Genomic DNA, 14,271 nt, shown 5'->3' with positions numbered 1-14,271 from the left:
CGTACAGCCAGGAACTCTGCCGCGTGGCCTGGCCGGAGCGATCGGCCCGCCGGGGCGTTGGTGGGCCATGCGGATGCACAGACCAGGAGCCCGATATTGACGACGCCCACCGCCCGGCTCGGCTTTCCCGTCAAGGTGATGGCGCGCCCCGACCTGAAGAGCAACGACGCCCGCCGCCATGCCAGCGGCCCGCACCTCAAGGTGTCGCTGGAGATGGTCGACCAGATCCTGGACCATCTCCAGCGACACCGGATCCGTATGTACCGGATGTCGTCGGACCTGGCCCCCTACGCGACCCATCCCGACCTGCCGCAGTTTCACGGCATGGTCCAGGAAAGCGCCGCGGAACTGCGGGCGATCGGGCAAAAGGCGCGCGACCTGGACATCCGCCTGTCCTTCCATCCGTCGCAATACGTCGTGCTGAACAGCCCTGACCCCAAGCTGGTCGCCAAGAGCGTCTGGGACCTGACATCGCAGGCAGAGATGCTCGACCTGATGGAACTGGGCCCGGAAGCCGTGCTGGTGATCCATGTGGGCGGCACCTATGGCGACCGGCAGGCGAGCGCTGCCCGCTGGGTGGAGACCTGGAAGACCCTGCCGGAGCCGGTGCGCCGCCGCCTCGTCCTGGAACATGACGACCTGCGCTTCTCGGCCGCCGACATCCTGTGGATCCACGAGCATACCGGCGTCCGGCTGATCTTCGACCACCAGCACTTCCTGTGCCTGAACCCCGAGGAACGGCCGATGCGCCCGACGCTGGAGGCGATCCTGCGGACCTGGCCGGAAAACGTGCGCCCGAAGGTGCATTTCTCCTCGCCGCGCACGGAAATGCGCCAGATCCAGCGCACCCGGCCCGGCAGCCGCAAGGCAACGACGGTGAACCTGGCGCCGGTCTGGACCGGCCATGCCGATTTCTGCCAGCCGTTCGAGTTCATCGGCTTCATGCGGCTGGCGGACGGCCTGATGTTCGACGTGATGCTGGAGGCCAAGGTCAAGGACCTGGCGCTGATCCGTCTCCGCCTGGACCTGCTGCGCTATGCCCCGGACGTGGCGGGGCGCTTCGGCCTGGCGACGGAGAACGCAGCCCTCCTGGAAGAGGAAGAAAGCGCCCTGCTGGCCGGCGAGGACGGGCCGGCCGAACCCTGAACCTGCCAGCGGCGATCCTGACAAAGCACCGGAAGCGCTGCGGGCAGTGCCGCCGGGCAAGCCGCGGCACTGCCCCGGGGATCAGGTCGGAAGGCGCCCGTCGGGGGTGTACTGGTCGACTGCGTTCGGCAGTTCGCGACTGAGCCTCGCCAGCAGTTCCTGACGCGACAGGCCGGTCTGCCGGGACAGATCCGCCAGCGTATCCTCGCCGATGGCCCGTTCCAGCTGGTCCGGTGGAAGTTCCCGGTTCGGCCCGTGGGCCACCCAGGAATCGGCCGTCTCGCCATGGCCGTTCTGCCTGAAGCGCTCGACCAGTTCGCCCAGCCCGCCATTCAGGACGTTGCCGCCCGAGGCGCCGCCGAGCATGCCCCCCAGACTGCCGAGCAGCCCGCCAAGGCCGCCGCTCTGATGGGCGGAGGTCCCCACGCCACCCGGTCGACCGGCCGGGTCGTCACGGCCGGCCGTGCCCTGCCCGGACCCGCTGAGCAACTCGGCCAGCTTGTCCCGGTGCTGGTAGCCGGCCACCGCGAGCAGCCCCAAGAGCGCCGTCATCGATGGAAATCCGCGACTCATTCCAGTCCTCCTGTCAGCCTAGCGCAGCACCAACCGCACCCTTGCCCGATAGTTCCAAAGATAGACCGGGCACCCATGCTCGACCAGGAACAGGCGTGAGCAGGAAAAGCTGCCGAGAGCCTAGCGCCGGGGCCAGCGCTCCTTGGGCAATGTCGGCTCCACATGCGGCCGGAACACCTGCCAGCCGAATTCCTCCAGCTGGTCGGCGACCTTCTCCGCGACGTCGTAGCCCGCCATCGGCGTCGAGCGGTGCGGCCATCGCGCGCTGCCGTTCAGCACCCGGGCGATCACATGGACCAGGTGATCGCGGCCGACCGCCCTCAGTTCCGCGATACCGATGTCGGATCTGTTCGTCATGCCGCGAGGATATGAGAACAAACAAGGAACATCAAGAGCCCGAACAGGATCTCCATCGCCAGGCGGCGGACGGCGCACCGAGGTCGGACGAGCGCGCGCTGCTTGCGCGCACATGCTACGCCATGCCGGCCGAGGAACTTTCTGGATGCGATCGTTGCCCCGTCCCGCCTGGCTGCACCGAGCCGCCTCCTGGGCCCGCCATGTCCGGCGGGACGTGCTGGCGCTGTGGATCGCCGCACGCGATCCGAGGGTCGCCCGGCCGGTGAAATGGCTCTGCGTGGCAATCGCCGCCTATGCGTTCTCGCCGATCGACCTCATTCCCGACTTCATCCCGGTCCTGGGCTATCTCGACGACCTGGTGCTGGTCCCGCTCGCCATCCTGCTGGCGGTGCGCCTGATCCCGCGCGAATTGCTGGACGAGTTCCGCCGCGAGGCTGAACGACGGTCGGAGCGGCCGGTCAGCCGGCTCGCGGCAGGCCTCGTGGTGCTTGCCTGGATCCTGGCGGTGGTCCTGGTGTTCCTGGCCATCTGGCCCGGCCTCGTCTTCGGCTGAAGACAATCATCCGGCCGGAACAGCATCGGCCAGACGCAGGATCGAAAAGAGAGGAAGACCGCCGGTTGGTGGGTGTACACAGACTCGAACTGTGGACCCGCTGATTAAGAGTCAGCTGCTCTACCAACTGAGCTATACACCCACCGGCGGTGGCCCGGGAGATAGGGGAAGGCGCCGGAGGCGTCAACACCCCTGTCGCATCTTTCCGGGAGGAATTGTCGGAGCCGGTCCAGCGCGCGCCGAAGGGCGGTCCAATGCTGCGTCGAGGAGATTGCGCCCATCGCGCCGTACGGCTATCCAGGGGCGAACGCGGGTGTAGCTCAGTGGTAGAGCAGCAGCTTCCCAAGCTGCGTGTCGAGGGTTCGATTCCCTTCACCCGCTCCAGTTCATCGTTGCGCCAGTTTCTCCGAAATGGCGGCCATCGCCGCCGCCGTTGCTCGCCCGGCCTCCGTTTCCACCGACCGGTAGGCGTCGACCACGCTGCGCCCAAACGGCGTCAGTTCGGCCCCACCTCCCTGGGCGCCGCCATGGCGCGACGCCACCAGGGGCTCGGTGAACATCCGGTTCAGCTCGTCGACCAGCGACCAGGCGCGCTTGTAGGACATGCCCATGGCACGGCCGGCGGCGCTGATCGAGCCGGCTTCGTCGATCGTTTCCAGGAGCCGGACCTTGCCCGGGCCGATCCGCCTGCCCTCCGGAAAGTCGATCCGGACGCTGATGGCTGCCTGCACGCTCTTCCCCCTCCGTTCCCGCGCGCTGATCCTGCACGGACGGAGAAGGATTGCGAACCGCCGAGCGCTCAGCCGCGCAGGTGCAGGGGCACCAGATGGTTGTCCCAGGCCAGCGGCTCGCTGACAAGCTGCGTCGCCTGGCCGGTCCGGGCGTCGATGGAGACCAGCCGGCCGGTGCCGCCGCTGGCGACAAAGCGCCCGGGCTGCCCCTCCGCCGCCACGCCGCAGCCGTCCACCACCGCGACCTCGTGGTGGATCTCGCCCTGCCGGTCCAGGATCAGGATCCGGTCGGCCTTCGGGCAGGAGACCGCCAGCCAGTCGCCGCTCGTGTCGTAGGTGATGCTGCCGGTGTACTGGTGCAGTTCGGCCGCCCGGCGCCGGAAGCCGTCGGCCAGGCGAAGGCTGCCATCCCCCAGGATCGCCACCAGCGGCACCGCGGCCTCCGGATCGCCCTGGAACTGGCAGGCGCAGGCCACCTCGCCCCGCTCGTTGACCGAGAGATGCCGAAGCGACAGCTGGTGCAGCTGGCCCTCCAGGGGGAACTGCTCGACCAGCCGGCCCGATTCCATTTCCATCAGCGCCAGGGAGGGCTGCATCGTGTCCAGGTTCAGCTTCAGCCGCTTGCTCTGCGGGTGGGTCAGGATCCCGCCCACCGCCACCGCCAGGGTCTTGCCGTCCGGCATCACCGCGACGTCGTGGGGCCCGATCCCGTGGGCCGGCAGCTCGGCCAGCTTGCGAAAGCCGTCCTCGACGTCATAGACGCCCAAAACGCCGTCGCCTGTGTCGAACTTGTTCTCCGCGGAGAGCAGCAGGCGGCCGTTCGGGCTGAAGGTGCCGTGGCCGGCGAAATGACGCCCCTCCTCCGCCTCGAACACGGCCAGCCGCTCGCCGGTGACCGTGTCGAACGCCACCGCGAACACGCCCGGCCGCCTGGCGAACACCACCGCCAGGTCGCGGGACGGATGCACGGCGAAGCTGTGCCCGCGCGCCGGCAGCGGCATCGCGAACGGGCTCCTGCCATCGGGCCTGATCCCGGCAGCACCGTCGCCGGCCAATGGCTCGGTGCGGCAGCCGAGCCAGCGGGGCGCCGCACCGCCATGGTCGGTCGCCGCCGCCATGGCGAGCACCGGGTCGGCGAACGGCAGGCCGGCCAGCATGGCCAGGGTCGAGCGGCGTGCCTGGTCCATGTCAGTCTCCGTCCAGCGCGTTGAAGCCGAGGCTGATGCCGAGTGCTGGCGCCAGCCGCTCGACCAGCAGGAGGCGGAGCTGCTGCACCTCGCGCAGCAGCGCCTCCACCTGGGGACGCGCCGCCGGGTCGACCACGGCCTGGTCCAGCGGCTCGTCCACCGCATCCAGCGCCTTGCGGGTCGCCAGGAACTGGTCGCGGATGATCTGGTCCAGGCCGGCCCCGTCCTTCTTCTCCAGAAGCGTGACGGCGATGCCGTCGGGCGGCAGGTAGATCGACTGGATCCCCTCCAGCGAAGCCGCGATGGCGTCGAGCGACATGCCGCTCTGCCAGGCCTCGGCCCGCTGGCCCCTGGCGGTGTCGATGTCCAGCCCGAGCGGACGGGCGATCTTCTCCTGGGAGATCCGGTCCAGCGTGTCTCGCATGGAGATCAGCAGGAGCCGGCGCCGGTCGTTGTCGGAAAGTGCCGTGTCGATGAAGGTCGCGGCATGGCTCTGCGCCAGCTCGGCCTGGAAGCGGCCGACCTCGCTCAGCAGCTTGCAGGCCGTGGCATCGAGCCCCTCCGCGCCGTCCGCCACGTCGAACAGGATCTCCTCGGCCATGCCCAGGCCCTTGGGAGCGATGCCGTGCGGCTCGCCGGTCGCCAGCGCCTTGGAGAGCTGCCGGCTGGCCGAGCCGTGCGGGTCCGGCCAGAACCAGACCTGGCTCGGCAGGTCGCGTGGCGCCCCCGGACCGACCAGCCAGGGCCGCGCCGCCTGCCAGTTCAGCACCAGCTGGCGGAACGCCGCGCGCGCCCGCTCGATCGCCTGGGGATCGGGGGTCGCTGGCGGCACCGGGCAGGCCGCGGCAGTAGCCTCCGCGAAGGCCTGCGCGGACTGGCTCCAGGCCATCACCGCAGCCTTGCCCCGCTCCACCAGATCGGCCTGCGCCAGGGAGGTCGACAAGACCAGGCAGCTGGCCGCAAGCGTCACCATTCGCATTGGATCAGAGTCCTTCGAGGAATTTCAGGAGCCGCGCCCGCGCCGCAGCCGGCATCACCGAAAAGGCCGCGACGGCGCCCTCGGCCTCGCCGCCATGCCACAAGATCGCTTCCGTGGCGTCGCGGGCGCGGCCGTCGTGCAGCAGAAAGCCGCCATTCGCCAGCTTGCGTCCGAGGCCCCACAGAGGAGCGGTACGCCAGAACGCGGCCTGGGGATCGGCCGGATCGCCGTCCGCCAGGCCTTCGCCCAGGTCGTGGCTCCGATAGTCGGAAAAGGCGACAAGCTCGCCCAGCCTCGGCTGATGGCAGGCGGCGCAGCCGCTCTGCATGAACAGACGCTCGCCTTCCGGATCCGGGCCAGCGAGCGGCCGGGGTGCCGGCAGGTCTCGCAGATAGGCCAGGAGCGCGTTCACGATGGTCGGCGACAGCTCGGCACCCGCGTCGCCCGGCTCGACGCCATGCGGCCCGGTCCGGCAGGTCGGCTGGAGCGCGGTGCAGTCTCCCCAGGGTGCGGGCTGCTCCGGGGTCGAGAGCCCCAGATCCAGCAGGAGCGCCTCCCGGACAGGGCCCGCCAGGCTGGCATGGTCGGCCTTGAGGCCAAAGCCGCGGCCGGCCGCCTCCTCCTGGGTCGCCGCACCCAGGGCGGTTTCGACCTGGCCGAGCCCGGCGAGCGAGGGCGCCAGGCGGAGCGACCCGTGGGCCGGCACCGGGCCGGCCCCGGGCTCCTCGATCCGCCAGACCGGCGCCCGCAACTCCACGCGCGTCCCGTCGTCCAGCACCCGTTCCTCCCGGCGCCAGGACACGGCGAGCCCGCCTTCCGCCTCCTGCCCCTGCACCGCCCCGGTCTGCAGCTGGCGGCCATAATGGGGATCGTCGGGAAAGCGGAGAACGAGCCCGCGCCCATCCTCCAGCTCGCCGGCACCTCCCCCGGCATGGCAGCTGACGCAGGCCCGGGCGTTGAACAGCGGGCCCAGCCCGTCGCTGCCCCGGTTCGAGGCTCCGGCCACGGTCCAGACCCGGTCGAACAGGCTTTCGCCGATCACCGCATCCAGATCGCGGGCGGAGGTCGGCGAAACGCCGCCGCCGAGACCCACCAGGATCATCAGCGCGGCGCAGGCGCGCAGAGCGGTTCTCATGCGATCCGGAACCAGCCCATCATGCCGGTCTCCTGGTGCTCGATGATGTGGCAGTGGAGCATCCAGTCACCCGGATTGTCGGCGACAAAGGCGATCCGGACGCGGTCGCGCGGGCCGAGCAGCACCGTGTCGGCCCGCTGGCCGGACTCGCCCTGGCGCGGGTCCAGCACCTGGAAGGTGACGCCATGCAGGTGGATCGGGTGCTGGTACTGACTCAGGTTGACCAGCTCGATCACGTAGCTCCTGCCCTTCACCAGCTCGAACAGAGGCGGCGGAAGCTGCTGGTGCCCGGCTTCCGGCCAGGTCTTGCGGTCGATCGCCCACAGGGTGGCGCTGGACAGGCAGATGCTGTCGGCATAGCGCAGCACCTGACCGTCGGGCAGGACCAGGTCGCTCGCAACCGCGGTGGACTGGAAGGTCAGGCGGAAGGTCTCGGCCTTCTCCAGGTCGGGCGCCGGGAAGTCCGACGGGATCAGGGGTGCCGGGTCGAACCTGCCGCGATCCAGACGTGGGCCCATGCCTCGCAGCCTCGCCAGCGGGACCGGTTCGGCCGAGAAATAGTCATAGAGGACCGCCTCCTCGCCGGGGCCGGGCGCCCGCACCGACAGGTCGATCCGCATGGCTGGGCCCAGCCGCCAGCTTTCCAGCGGCACTGGGGGAAGACCGTTGCCGTCGATGGCGATCACGGCGGCCGGGGTGCCCTCCAACCCCAGCAAGGCGATCCGGGTCGGGTCGATGTTGAGGATGCGCAGGCGGACTTCGCCGCCGGCCGGCACCTCCAGGACCGGCTCGACCCGATCGTTGACGGTGCGCACCTGGCCGAACGTGCCGGCCTTGGCGGCGGCGGCGTTGCTGGTGAACTCGGCAAAGCCACCCTGCCCGTCGATCCGCCAGTCGCGCAGCACGCAGACCAAGTCCGCGTCGTGCCGCACCAGTTCGTCGCCCTCGACGATCAGCACGCCGGCCAGCCCCCGGCCCAGCTGCTCGATGGTGTTGCAGTGGGTGTGGAAGAAGAACGTCCCGGTATCGGGCGGCGTGAAGGTGTAGTCGAAGCTGCCGCCGGTCCGGATCGGGTCCTGGGTCAGGTAGGGCACGCCGTCCATGGCGTTCGGCACCCGGATGCCGTGCCAGTGGATCGAGATGAGCTGGTCGAGGCGGTTTTCGGCCCGGACGCGCAGGGAATCGCCCCGCTGCAGCCGGATCATCGGCAGTGGCTCCGGGCCGAAGGTCCAGGCCGGCACCTCGGGTCCCGCGTCGGCCGGGATGCGGACCATGCGCTCGGCCGCCACCAGCCAGTGCTCGACGGTGCGGCCGGTGGGCATTAGGGGCCGGGCGAGCGGCCCGCTTCGGCCTGTCTCCGGCAGGGCGGCGCCGGCAAGGAACGCGCCGGCGCCCAGGAGAAACGGTCGCCTGGCGGCCTTCATCGCGGATCCCGGATCAGGGCGCCACCATGCCCGGATCGTCGAGGCTGTCCGATCCTTCCACGGTGATGGCGACGCCCAGGGCCGGCACCACCTCCTCGACAGCCCGAGTCTGGGCGACCAGCGCGTCGATCGCCGCCTGCAGCATGGCGTTGCCCTCGGCATTGTCGGCGGCGAGCATCTGGTCGTAAGCCATCTGCCCGCTCTCGGCGGTCTCGCGGATCTGGCCGAGCTTCTCGGTGGTGTCGTTCATCCGCTGCTCGATCCGCTCGGCCAGCTCGGGATCCTTTTCCCTGGTGAGGTCCGCCATCGACGGGCCCTCGACGACGCTGCCGTCGGTGCGCTCGTAGTGGCCGTTCCACAAGGCGACCATGCCGACCTGGTCGTAGTAGTGCGAGTTGTGGGTGTTGTCGGAGAAGCAGTCATGCTCCTCCTCCGGATCGTTCAGGAGCAGGCCGAGCTTCATCCGCTCGCCGGCCAGCTCGCCATAGGACAGCGAGCCGATGCCGGTCAGGATCCTGCCCAGCCCGGCCTGCGGCTCGATCCCGAGCAGGTCGGCGCGAGCCTCGCCGCCTTCCTGCCAGGAGGTCGCCATCTCCTGCAGGTCGGACACCAGCAGGTCCGCCGCCGCCTCCAGATAGGCACGCCGACGCTCGCAATGACCGTTGGTGCACTGCTCCAGGCTGTAGTCGGTCCAGGGCCGCGCCCCGGCGCCAGGCCCGGTGCCGTTCAGGTCCTGCCCCCAGAGCAGGAACTCGATGGCGTGGTAGCCGACCGCCACGTTCTTCTCGACGTCCAGGGCCTCCTGCAGCTCGTTCTCCAGGAGCTCCGGCGTGATCGTGCTCGCATCCACCAGGTTGCGGCCAATCCGCAGCTTCGGCGACGCCACCACGTTCAGGGTATAGAGCGGGTTCTCGTCGGAACTGTCGCCATAGGAGGCGTCGACATAGTCGATCAGCCCCTCGTCGAGCGGCCAGGCATTCACCTTGCCTTCCCATTCGTCCACCAGCGGGTTGCCGAACCGCAGCGCCTCGGTCTGCTGGTAGGGGTTCCGGGCCGCTTTCCAGGCATCCTTCGCCTGGGCGAGGGTTTGTTCCGAGGGCGACGCCAGGAAGGCGTCCACCGCCGCGTGCAGGTCCTGGCCGCTCGCAAGCGCGTCCGCATACATCGCGGCGGCGATGTCGGCATAGGTGGCCACGACCTGGCCCGGCTCGGCGGCCCTGGCGGATGTCGTCAGGGCGATTGCGGCCGCAGCGACCATGAAGGTGGTGGATCGGCGCATCGAGACGGCCCCTTGCAGTGGACAGGTACGGCGGCGAGCGACGGGTTCGCTCGTTCCGGCTGGCCTAGGGACGGATGCCCTCCACCGCAACCTGATCCCAACACTTCATTGAATTAGAACTATTCCATCATGCTCGGCCCATGCGGGATTGCTTGCTGCATCTTTTCCTGGACCGTGTCCGGCCCGCGTTGCCTCAAGTCGTCATGTTCCGAGGATTGGCCGGCGCCGGCCGGGCATCAGTCTTGGGAGGCCGGGTGGCCATGACGGGAGACGGTACCGGCAGCACCGAAAGGACCGCCCGCGCAAGCGGCCAGTCCCATCATTGGTGTGTCAGGTTCAGCGGATCAGCAACAGGGAGGCAGCGCGATCGCCACCCAGGAACCTGCCACTTGGTGGCAGTGGCGGTGCGGATCACAAAAGAAGCAGGGGGGTGGGGCGAGCGACCGGACTCGAACCGGCGACATCCAGGACCACAACCTAGCGCTCTACCGACTGAGCTACGCCCGCCATCCCGGGCTGGGGAATGCCTGGACGCGGCGGGTTCGTCAAGCCCTCAGTGGCGGGCTGCGAATTTGCCCAATCCGATGGCGTTCTGCCTATATCTTGACCAGTACTGCCCGTACAAGTGGCGCCCGTCCCTTCCCAGGGAGGAACGGACCGGACCCCCGGTTCTTGGCACGCCTCCTGCATGAATGCCGGCGTGCAACGTCGGCGCGGGAAAGTTCGCTCTGCCAGCGTTTGTCGTGGAGAAAGACGCGCAATGAAGAAGATCGAAGCCGTCATCAAGCCGTTCAAGCTGGACGAGGTGAAGGAAGCCCTCCAGGAGATCGGCCTGAAGGGCATGACTGTGACCGAGGTGAAGGGTTTTGGCCGGCAGAAGGGTCATACCGAGCTGTATCGCGGCGCAGAGTACGTCGTCGACTTCCTGCCCAAGGTGAAGATCGAGGTGGTCGTCGACGATCAGCTTTCCGAGCGGGCGGTCGAGGCCATCCAGCAGGCCGCCAAAACCGACCGGATCGGCGACGGCAAGATCTTCGTCTACTCCGTGGAGGACGCGGTGCGGATCCGGACCGGCGAGCGCGGCAACGACGCGCTCTGATCGTTCACCTGTCCCGACCGGACGGTCTGCCGACCGGGCCGGTTCAGCCGAGAGAGGCGCCAGACCTCCTGGGTGGGGCAAGGTTCAAGACAAAGGCCGCCGAGGGGCTACTCGGCGGCCTTTTTCGTGTGACCCGCAGGCCCTGTTCAGCCCAGGAAGCTGCAAGTCGCGCTGTTGGCGCATCCAAGATCAGTCGCCGCGACCAGCGTTCCTGCGCCTGGCTGCCCGCTCGGCATCCTGTACCGCCGCCTCGTGATACCAGCCGGCACCGCAATCGACATGGACGTACTGCGTTGTCCGGATGTCGGTAACTGGCAGGGACGGTCCGCGAAAGCTCGCACCCGCGGGTTTGGCCCGGACGGGGAACTGGTAGATCTTGGCGGAATCCTGGTGAAGGCTTCTGGTCATGGTGGGTCACTCCATCGAGGGGAACATCCGGCGCTTGGTACAGAGGGCTTCTATGGGGCATGCACGGCGAATGTGCAATATGCCTATTTTAAAACCTCTGATCGCCTAACTAGTAGGCAAGTGCTCGCGCTGCATTTTTACGAAGCATTCGCTGCCTATCGGCGAGTACTTCGGCGCTGAAGTCTGCTGCACTATGCAGACTTCCCCCGACCAACCGGCGGGGGGCGGCAAGGATCCAGCCGGCGCCGCCCCTTTCGGGCCGCCGACCGTGCCGGACTTCGCGACGCGGCAGGCGCACCCTCCGGCTTGGCATGGTTCCTGCATGATTTTGGGCAGCCACCGCAGGCCACGCATGCACAACACGGGGGCAGGCACGACGCAGGACGCTGCCCTTCCCCGCATCAACTTCCTACGAGAGAGCGGCCATGACGAAGTACAAGCTGGAGTATATTTGGCTCGACGGCTACACCCCGGTGCCAAACCTCCGCGGCAAGACCCAGATCAAGGAGTTCGACTCCTTCCCGTCGCTGGATGAACTGCCGCTCTGGGGCTTCGATGGCAGCTCCACGCTGCAGGCCGAGGGGCACAGCTCCGACTGCGTGCTGAAGCCGGTCCGCGTGTTCCCGGACCCGGTCCGCACCAACGGCGTGCTGGTCCTCTGCGAAGTGATGATGCCGGACGGCGTGACCCCGCATCCGTCGAACAGCCGCGCCACCATCCTCGATGACGACGGCGCCTGGTTCGGCTTCGAGCAGGAATACTTCTTCTACAAGAACGGCCGGCCGCTCGGCTTCCCCGAGCAGGGCTTCCCGGCACCGCAGGGCCCCTACTACACCGGCGTCGGCTACAAGAATGTCGGCGACATGGCGCGCACGATCGTCGAGGAGCATCTCGACATCTGCCTGGCCGCCGGCATCAACCACGAGGGCATCAACGCCGAGGTGGCGAAGGGACAGTGGGAGTTCCAGATCTTCGGCAAGGGCTCCAAGCGGGCGGCCGACGAGATGTGGATGGCGCGCTACCTGCTGCTGCGCCTCACCGAGAAGTACGGCATCGACATCGAGTTCCATTGCAAGCCGCTGGGCGATACCGACTGGAACGGCTCCGGCATGCACTGCAACTTCTCGACGTCCTACCTGCGCGAGGTCGGCGGCAAGGCCTATTTCGAGCAGCTGATGAAGGCGTTCGAGACCAACCTCGACGACCACATCGCCGTCTATGGCCCGGACAACCACATGCGTCTGACCGGCAAGCATGAGACGGCGCCGTGGAACAAGTTCAGCTATGGCGTGGCCGATCGCGGCGCCTCCATCCGCGTGCCGCACAGCTTCGTGCGCAACGAGTACAAGGGCTATCTCGAGGATCGCCGCCCGAACTCCCAGGGCGACCCCTACCAGATCGCCTCGCAGATCCTGAAGACGATCGCCTCGGTGTCGACCGGCGCCGAGAAGGGCGACGTGGCCGCGGCTGCGTGAGGCTGGGTTCCGTCTGATCTTGACGGTGCGGGGTCCGGCGAGGGCCCGGCACCCGGGGGACCGGGGTCGGCATGGGTGCCGCCGGCGTTCGCAAAGGGGGCGGCTCTCCCGGATTTCCGATCCGCCGAGCCGCCTTCTCAAAGGCGTGGCCGGTGCTTAAGAAGGCCGCTCAAGCGAGCCGGAGGGGTGCTTCCGGCCTGCTCTCGAGCGCCTCGGCCTTCATGAGCCTGCCGACTGGCTCGCGGCAGCTCGGCAAGGTGCCGCCTGAGCGGTGGATGTCCCGGCGGCTCGAACCCTGAGGTCCGGACCGTCGTTTTTGTTCGTTCGAGGTCGTCCCGGCCAAGGCGGGGCGGCGTGGGCTAGGTGGAAACCAAGAACCATCCGTCAAGGATGAGGAAGGCAACGAGTATGACTCTGGGTTGTAAGACGTCTGCCGATGTCATGAAGGCCATCAAGGACAATGGCGTTCAGATGATCGACATCCGCCTGACGGATGTCCCCGGCACCTGGCAGCATATCAGCTATCCGGCGGCCGTCTTCGAGCAGGACCAGATCGAGGAAGGCCTGGGCTTCGACGGCTCGTCCGTGCGCGGCTTCAAGACCATCGAAGCCTCGGACATGCTCTTGATGCCCGATCCCACCACCGCGTTCATCGACCCGTTCTACGAGCACAAGACGCTGGTGATGATCGCCGACGTCGTCGACCCGGTGACCGGCGAGTTCTACGACCGTGACCCGCGCGGCATCGCCAAGAAGGCCGAGGCCTACCTGAAGTCCACCGGCATCGGCGACACGGCGTTCTTCGGCCCCGAGGCCGAGTTCTTCGTGTTCGACAACGTGCAGTTCGGCCAGGACATCAATTCCGGCTCCTACCTCGTCGACAGCGTCGAGGGCTGGTGGAACATGCGCAAGGCCGAGGGCCCGAACCTCGGCTACAAGATCCGGCCCAAGGAAGGCTACTTCCCCTGCGCGCCGACCGACACGCTGCACGACCTGCGCACGGCCATGGCGCTGACCATGATCGAGATCGGGCTTACGGTCGAATGCCAGCACCATGAGGTGGCGACTGCCGGCCAGTGCGAAATCGACATGAAGTTCGATTCGCTGCTGGCGATGGCCGACCACCAGATGAAGTACAAGTACGTCGTGAAGAACGTGGCGGCCAAGGCCGGCAAGTCCGCGACGTTCATGCCGAAGCCGCTCCATGGCGACAACGGCTCGGGCATGCACTGCCACCAGTCGATCTGGAGCGAGGGCAAGCCCTTGTTCGCCGGCGACAAGGAGCACGGCCTGTCCGACATGTGCAAATGGTACATCGGCGGCCTGCTCAAGCACGCCCCGGCCCTGCTGGCCTTCGCGGCGCCGACCACCAACTCCTATCGCCGCCTGGTCCCGGGCTACGAGGCCCCCGTCAACCTGGCCTGGTCGGCGCGCAACCGCTCGGCGGCCTGCCGCATCCCGATGTACTCTAACAGCCCCAAGGCCAAGCGGGTCGAGTTCCGCTGCCCCGACCCGTCGTGCAACCCCTACATCGCCTTCTCGGCGATGCTGATGGCGGGCCTCGACGGCATCAGGAACAAGATCGACCCGGGCGAAGCTACCGACAAGAACATCTACGACCTGCCGCCGGAAGAGCTGGCGCACATCCCGACCGTGCCGGGCTCGCTCTCCCAGGCGCTGCAGGCGCTCGAGGACGACCACGAGTTCCTGCTGCAGGGCGAGGTGTTCTCCAAGGAGTTCATCGACAACTATCTCGCCATGAAGCGCACCAACGAGGTCGAGGCACTGGCCCTGCGCCCGCACCCCTACGAGTTCGTGCTCTACTACGACTGCTGAGCCGCACCGGCTCCGGCCGGCGTGGAACGGGGGCGGTCTTCGGGCCGCCCCTTTTCTTTTTCGTGGGAATGGTTACTCGGGCGACAGCG

14 protein-coding genes and 3 tRNA genes are annotated in these 14,271 nt (G+C 68.1%); 6 read left to right on the top strand and 11 right to left on the bottom strand.

All coding sequences use genetic code 11. The annotated features are described in order from the left end of the window. Window positions 1-96 precede the first annotated feature (96 nt). Complete coding sequence (gene uvsE, locus GEMRO_RS0122635) at window positions 97-1,146, top strand: UV DNA damage repair endonuclease UvsE (protein ID WP_027135830.1); 1,050 nt, start codon at window positions 97-99, stop codon at window positions 1,144-1,146. Window positions 1,147-1,227: 81 nt separating this feature from the next. Here uvsE and GEMRO_RS0122630 read toward each other — a convergent pair whose 3' ends face one another. Then, the gene (locus GEMRO_RS0122630) at window positions 1,228-1,719 is read right to left on the bottom strand and encodes a YidB family protein (protein WP_027135829.1); all 492 of its coding nucleotides are present in this window, start codon (window positions 1,717-1,719) and stop codon (window positions 1,228-1,230) included. Window positions 1,720-1,839: 120 nt separating this feature from the next. Beyond that, a complete protein-coding gene (locus GEMRO_RS0122625; RefSeq protein ID WP_027135828.1) occupies window positions 1,840-2,076 on the bottom strand; it encodes a hypothetical protein in 237 nt (78 codons plus the stop codon). Window positions 2,077-2,221: 145 nt separating this feature from the next. Here GEMRO_RS0122625 and GEMRO_RS0122620 point away from each other — a divergent pair, with 145 nt between their 5' ends. Next, complete coding sequence (locus GEMRO_RS0122620) at window positions 2,222-2,629, top strand: YkvA family protein (RefSeq protein WP_035485842.1); 408 nt, start codon at window positions 2,222-2,224, stop codon at window positions 2,627-2,629. Between the two features lie 66 nt (window positions 2,630-2,695). Here the strand turns inward: GEMRO_RS0122620 and GEMRO_RS0122615 are convergent. After that, window positions 2,696-2,771 (bottom strand) — tRNA-Lys (locus GEMRO_RS0122615). 167 nt (window positions 2,772-2,938) lie between these two features. Here GEMRO_RS0122615 and GEMRO_RS0122610 point away from each other — a divergent pair. Further along, window positions 2,939-3,013: transfer RNA gene (locus tag GEMRO_RS0122610), tRNA-Gly, on the top strand. A 2-nt stretch (window positions 3,014-3,015) separates the two neighbouring features. Here GEMRO_RS0122610 and GEMRO_RS0122605 read toward each other — a convergent pair. From GEMRO_RS0122605 to GEMRO_RS0122575, 7 genes are all read right to left on the bottom strand, one after another. After that, window positions 3,016-3,360, bottom strand: a complete 345-nt coding sequence (locus GEMRO_RS0122605) for a winged helix-turn-helix domain-containing protein (protein ID WP_027135826.1) — start codon at window positions 3,358-3,360, stop codon at window positions 3,016-3,018. 68 nt (window positions 3,361-3,428) lie between these two features. Further along, window positions 3,429-4,547, bottom strand: coding sequence for a DUF1513 domain-containing protein (locus GEMRO_RS0122600; RefSeq protein ID WP_027135825.1), 1,119 nt, complete (start codon window positions 4,545-4,547; stop codon window positions 3,429-3,431). Between the two features lies 1 nt (window position 4,548). Further along, complete coding sequence (locus GEMRO_RS0122595) at window positions 4,549-5,526, bottom strand: imelysin family protein (protein WP_084507409.1); 978 nt, start codon at window positions 5,524-5,526, stop codon at window positions 4,549-4,551. A gap of 4 nt (window positions 5,527-5,530) precedes the next feature. Further along, on the bottom strand, window positions 5,531-6,661 hold the full coding sequence (locus GEMRO_RS35760) for a di-heme oxidoredictase family protein (RefSeq protein ID WP_051329375.1): 1,131 nt from the start codon (window positions 6,659-6,661) through the stop codon (window positions 5,531-5,533). Then, on the bottom strand, window positions 6,658-8,085 hold the full coding sequence (locus GEMRO_RS0122585) for a multicopper oxidase family protein (RefSeq protein ID WP_027135823.1): 1,428 nt from the start codon (window positions 8,083-8,085) through the stop codon (window positions 6,658-6,660). Before GEMRO_RS0122585 ends, GEMRO_RS35760 begins: the two co-directional genes overlap by 4 nt. Before the next feature lie 13 nt (window positions 8,086-8,098). Then, on the bottom strand, window positions 8,099-9,364 hold the full coding sequence (locus tag GEMRO_RS0122580) for an imelysin family protein (protein ID WP_027135822.1): 1,266 nt from the start codon (window positions 9,362-9,364) through the stop codon (window positions 8,099-8,101). Between the two features lie 431 nt (window positions 9,365-9,795). After that, window positions 9,796-9,871, bottom strand: a tRNA-His gene (locus GEMRO_RS0122575). Between the two features lie 253 nt (window positions 9,872-10,124). Between GEMRO_RS0122575 and GEMRO_RS0122570 the strand changes: the two genes are divergently transcribed. Next, entirely contained in the window at window positions 10,125-10,463 is a 339-nt protein-coding gene (locus GEMRO_RS0122570; RefSeq protein ID WP_027135821.1) for a P-II family nitrogen regulator, read from the top strand. A 189-nt stretch (window positions 10,464-10,652) separates the two neighbouring features. Here the strand turns inward: GEMRO_RS0122570 and GEMRO_RS33715 are convergent, their stop codons facing one another. Beyond that, window positions 10,653-10,871 (bottom strand): DUF2735 domain-containing protein, encoded by a 219-nt coding sequence (locus GEMRO_RS33715; protein ID WP_084507407.1) that lies wholly within the window; start codon window positions 10,869-10,871, stop codon window positions 10,653-10,655. A 425-nt stretch (window positions 10,872-11,296) separates the two neighbouring features. Here GEMRO_RS33715 and GEMRO_RS0122565 point away from each other — a divergent pair, with 425 nt between their 5' ends. Next, window positions 11,297-12,346, top strand: coding sequence for a glutamine synthetase beta-grasp domain-containing protein (locus tag GEMRO_RS0122565; protein ID WP_027135820.1), 1,050 nt, complete (start codon window positions 11,297-11,299; stop codon window positions 12,344-12,346). A gap of 441 nt (window positions 12,347-12,787) precedes the next feature. Next, entirely contained in the window at window positions 12,788-14,182 is a 1,395-nt protein-coding gene (glnA, locus tag GEMRO_RS0122560) for a type I glutamate--ammonia ligase (RefSeq protein ID WP_276202840.1), read from the top strand. Window positions 14,183-14,271: the final 89 nt, after the last annotated feature.

Origin of the sequence: Geminicoccus roseus DSM 18922, from assembly GCF_000427665.1 — a bacterium.
GTDB classification, from domain to species: Bacteria; Pseudomonadota; Alphaproteobacteria; order Geminicoccales; family Geminicoccaceae; genus Geminicoccus; species Geminicoccus roseus.
Note: the sequence above shows the minus strand (reverse complement) of the source record. Positions and strands in the feature narration are given on the sequence as shown.

Bases quoted from the DNA above. Each gene is read 5' to 3' on its own strand.
- GEMRO_RS0122625 (WP_027135828.1), bottom strand. From the start codon at position 2,076: ATGACGAACAGATCCGACATCGGTATCGCGGAACTGAGGGCGGTCGGC.
- GEMRO_RS0122570 (WP_027135821.1), top strand. From the start codon at position 10,125: ATGAAGAAGATCGAAGCCGTCATCAAGCCGTTCAAGCTGGACGAGGTG.
- GEMRO_RS0122580 (WP_027135822.1), bottom strand. From the start codon at position 9,364: ATGCGCCGATCCACCACCTTCATGGTCGCTGCGGCCGCAATCGCCCTG.
- GEMRO_RS0122620 (WP_035485842.1), top strand. From the start codon at position 2,222: ATGCGATCGTTGCCCCGTCCCGCCTGGCTGCACCGAGCCGCCTCCTGG.
- GEMRO_RS0122630 (WP_027135829.1), bottom strand. From the start codon at position 1,719: ATGAGTCGCGGATTTCCATCGATGACGGCGCTCTTGGGGCTGCTCGCG.
- GEMRO_RS0122595 (WP_084507409.1), bottom strand. From the start codon at position 5,526: ATGCGAATGGTGACGCTTGCGGCCAGCTGCCTGGTCTTGTCGACCTCC.
- GEMRO_RS0122565 (WP_027135820.1), top strand. From the start codon at position 11,297: ATGACGAAGTACAAGCTGGAGTATATTTGGCTCGACGGCTACACCCCG.
- glnA (WP_276202840.1), top strand. From the start codon at position 12,788: ATGAAGGCCATCAAGGACAATGGCGTTCAGATGATCGACATCCGCCTG.
- GEMRO_RS35760 (WP_051329375.1), bottom strand. From the start codon at position 6,661: ATGAGAACCGCTCTGCGCGCCTGCGCCGCGCTGATGATCCTGGTGGGT.
- GEMRO_RS0122585 (WP_027135823.1), bottom strand. From the start codon at position 8,085: ATGAAGGCCGCCAGGCGACCGTTTCTCCTGGGCGCCGGCGCGTTCCTT.
- GEMRO_RS0122600 (WP_027135825.1), bottom strand. From the start codon at position 4,547: ATGGACCAGGCACGCCGCTCGACCCTGGCCATGCTGGCCGGCCTGCCG.
- GEMRO_RS33715 (WP_084507407.1), bottom strand. From the start codon at position 10,871: ATGACCAGAAGCCTTCACCAGGATTCCGCCAAGATCTACCAGTTCCCC.